The following is a 3,944-nucleotide window of genomic DNA, read 5'->3' as shown; positions in this document are numbered from 1 at the left end:
TGAAAAGGAACAATTAATTACATTAAGCCAAGTTGAGAAAGGATACCTTGACCTGTGAAGTATTCAGTGGCAATACCAATGACAAAGCCTAACATTGCCAGGCGACCATTCCAAGCTTCTGCAAAATCGGTGAAGCCTACTTTTTTCTCTTGATTTTCCATGACCATTAATCTCGTTTTATTTCAAGCTTATGTAATATAACTTAACGCAAAAATTCAAAAATGACAACATTACTTAATATTTTGATTCGTCATTTTTTTCGGTAAATACAACAGAAAAGTTATTGAGATAAAATCTGAATAATAACTGTACCCAAATCGTTGTGACTGGGACAGAGTGAAAGGTTTGCCCAGCATTAGGCAAGGAAAGCAATCTCCTAAGTTATTGAGATTACTTCCTATTATTGCAATGACGATATTCAGGCAAATGCTATATGAAAAGGAACAATTAATTACATTAAGCCAAGTTGAGAAAGGATACCTTGACCTGTGAAGTATTCAGTGGCAATACCAATGACAAAGCCTAACATTGCCAGGCGACCATTCCAAGCTTCTGCAAAATCGGTGAAGCCCATTTTTTTCTCTTGATTTTCCATGACCATTAACCTCGTTTTATTTCAAGCTTATGTAATATAACTTAACGCAAAAATTCAAAGATGACAACATTACTTAATATTTTTATTTGTCTAGACAATTAGTAGATGGACTTCTATGTTGAATACAAATTTAATGTGAAGCTGCATATAAATAAGATTGTAAGAATAATTGACTGTAGCTTAATGCAGATTAAAGACGGATAAATTAATGAATTTCATAATTCTATACAGCCTCATCTGAAATTGCGATTACTCCGATAAAATAATAAGTATACTGATTAGCGATTGCCGAATCTAGTCTCACATAGTATCTCTACTTATTGTCATGGTCAGTGCCACGCCAAAATATTTTTGCCAATCTATAAATTCATAATTTTAAACATCAATTATAAATAAATTGATCGGAGAAAGGGATCAAAGTAAAAAAATTCTAGTTTACTTTATACCTAAATTAAATATTTGATCTTAGACATTTGGTGCAAACTAAGTTTTTGCCCAGGTATAACAAGGGTTTGAGATTAATTATCACCAGAGGTCTATTGAATAGATATAAAATCATATCAATTAGTAAAAAAAAATCAATAATTTATAGGTGTGTAGTTAGTGGTTTATATATTATTCTGTATTTGATATTCTATATAAACTAGAATTATGAAATATTTATAGCTAATCAATTTTGGCAAATATGACAGGATTTATTGAGGTAAAATCATAGTCAAATCAGAAAAATACTAATAGTTTTTTTGAAAATTTTCAATGTATTTTCAATGTATTGAATAAGTATCAATTAATATTAACTTAATGCTATCAGAACTAAATTTGGATCAAAAAAAAATTGATAGGACAACAACACCATTAAAGCTACAAATAGGTGTAAACTAACTATTGAGTCCGATCGCAAAGTAATTCTTCGACTAAAGTAGCCATTTTGTCTGTTATGAATTTTTGGACACTTGTATTTATACATATTTTAGAAAATTTATACTAGCAGTGGCCTTAGTTGAGAAGACGAAAAAATTTTAGTAGGAAATAGAAAAAAATATGGAAGGTTGTACAGTTACGGATCTGAAGATTGACAGCAAAAAAAACTGTTATGTCCTTGACGCTGAAGCTATGCGACAGATACAGGAAGAAACAGCAGTTTCGACAAAATTAGAACCAGGGATATATGTAATTAGAATCCGTAGTGGTTTGTTTGGATACCGCAACGATGAAAATAATGTTGGTGAACCCATGGTTATGTTGTGGATTTATGGTGGCAAGTTCATTAATAAAAAAACTAACTTGGAGGTTGAAGCTACTTGGTCAACTTTGAATGGTGATGACGATACATTAACTTTAGAAGTAGTGCAAACAACAAACCTTTGTGCTTTTTTCTTCGATAGTTATATTGATGATAATCAAGGAGAATTGACAATTTCTATAGTTAAAATGTGAATTATTTTTTCTGAACCAAGAGTCATAAATTTCAAAAAGCACTATTGCTTTATTTTAACTTTACATATAAATAATCAATACTATATTGATCAAAATATATGTATTTAGATTGAAAAAAATCTCAGTCAAAAGCTAACTGAGGATGTAATTACAAAAATCATTCATAAGGAACTTAGCCTTCAGTTGGAAAAAAAATTAACTGTAAACTTATTAGTAAAAAACTAATAGCTGATAGGTAAATTATATTCAAGTTGAAGGCTAATTACTAAAGGTTAATTTAACCATATTTTGTCAACCTAAAAGCCAGATAAAAATGTCTTCATCTAGCAAAAAATTATTTCAAATATCAGTAGTATTGCTAACCTTAACTGCTACTCCCAAGCCCTTAGCAGCTACTAATATATCTAATATTATCCTAGCTCAATCCGTCAACTCAAATACTGTCTACTCATTACCTGAATCCCTGCCAAGTGGTACAAAAATCAGATTACATGGCTCTAATAGTATGACAGTCATTAATCGATCACTCAAACAGCGTTACGAAGAAAAATTTCCAGACGCTCAAGTTGAACTAGCAGCAGGTGATACCAGTGAAGTATTAGAAGCACTCCGAAAAGGAGAAACAGATATAGCCGCAATAGGACGTCCATTAACTGCTCAGGAAAAAGAGCAAGGATTAGTTGAAGTTCCTATTGAGCGTGGCAAAATTGCTGTGATAGTTAGTCCTGAAAATCCATTTTCAGAAAATCTCTCATTTGAGCAATTTGCCAAAATACTCCGGGGAGAAATCACAAACTGGTCAGAAATAGGTGGGTCTCAAATCCCAATTCGCTTTCTTGATCGCCCAGAGTTTAGTGATACCAGAGAAGCTCTCAAAAGTTATGAAGTGTTTAAAAAAAGTCCATTTCAGACAGGAAGTAACACTACTCAGATATCTCAGGATGATACAGCAGCAGTCATAAAAGAACTTGGTAAAGATGGAATTAGTTATGCGATCGCCGACCAAGTCATGAATAAGGGAAATGTTCGGGTCATTCAGATGCACAAAACCCTACCAGACGATCCTCGTTACCCATATTCTCAACCCCGTAACTATATTTATAACAAAGATGCTGCTCCTCCAGAAGTTCTAGCATTTATGGGTTTAGTTACTTCTAAAATTGGTCAAGAAGTTGTGGCAGCATTAGCTCAAGAAGGGGAAACAGAATCTACTATTTCTCCTGGAGCAGCAACGACAAACAATTCAGATACTCAAACTGAGACAGCAGCAAACTCACCAGAGGTGGACTCAGGGGAAACAGATGCTGCTATTTCCCCTGGAGTGGTAACGACAAACAATTCAGATACTCAAACTGAGACAGCAGCAAACTCACCAGAGGTAGACTCAGCAGCTCCGGGGGCAGTAGTAACAGCACCCAGTCCAAATACTTCCACAGTCAATGAAGCAAACTCTTCAGAGGCAGTAGATTCATCTAGTCCCGCTCAATCAGATAGTGCACTATTACCAAATGATATCAGCCAGGAAACAGAAACAGAAGGATTCCCCTGGTGGCTCCTTTTTCTGTTAGGAATTCCTTTACTAGGAGCCTTAATTTGGGGACTACAGAGAGGGCGTGGAGGTGATTCAGCAAAAAAAGATATAGAAACTGCCACTCCAGTTGATGGAAATGAAAATAAAGAGATATCAACACCAAAAGTAGGGGTAGATACTACAGATAAAGCAACAACTCCCCCTGATGGAAATCAAACAACTCCAACAGATGGCATACCAATAGCACCAATAGCAGGAGGATTAGGAGTCGCAGGATTATTAGCAGCATGGGCAAATCACTCCAAAAATAGTGAAATTAACCTCACAGCACAGCCAAATCAAAGTGGATTAGCAACTTGGTCAGTTCCACAAGCAGACAAA

General features: G+C 34.6%; 4 protein-coding genes. 2 read left to right on the top strand and 2 right to left on the bottom strand.

All coding sequences use genetic code 11. The features are described 5' to 3' along the window. Positions 1-17: 17 nt before the first annotated feature. Both F6K27_RS18565 and F6K27_RS18560 read right to left on the bottom strand, forming a co-directional pair. Positions 18-167: a chlorophyll a/b-binding protein gene (locus F6K27_RS18565; RefSeq protein WP_287279206.1), complete on the bottom strand. Its 150-nt coding sequence runs from the start codon at positions 165-167 to the stop codon at positions 18-20. Positions 168-451: 284 nt separating this feature from the next. Then, positions 452-601 (bottom strand): chlorophyll a/b-binding protein, encoded by a 150-nt coding sequence (locus F6K27_RS18560; protein WP_205127370.1) that lies wholly within the window; start codon positions 599-601, stop codon positions 452-454. Between the two features lie 1,035 nt (positions 602-1,636). On the opposite strand from F6K27_RS18560, the gene F6K27_RS18555 reads away from it, so the two are divergent. Continuing rightward, the gene (locus tag F6K27_RS18555) at positions 1,637-2,032 is read left to right on the top strand and encodes a hypothetical protein (RefSeq protein ID WP_124145067.1); all 396 of its coding nucleotides are present in this window, start codon (positions 1,637-1,639) and stop codon (positions 2,030-2,032) included. 313 nt (positions 2,033-2,345) lie between these two features. Continuing rightward, positions 2,346-3,944: substrate-binding domain-containing protein (locus tag F6K27_RS18550; protein WP_287279205.1), on the top strand; the 1,599-nt coding region annotated here is incomplete at its 3' end.

It is taken from the genome of Okeania sp. SIO2F5 (genome assembly GCF_010692685.1).
GTDB classification, from domain to species: Bacteria; Cyanobacteriota; Cyanobacteriia; order Cyanobacteriales; family Microcoleaceae; genus Okeania; species Okeania hirsuta.
The sequence above is the reverse complement of the archived record's forward strand: the minus strand, read 5'-3'. Positions and strand labels throughout refer to the sequence as shown.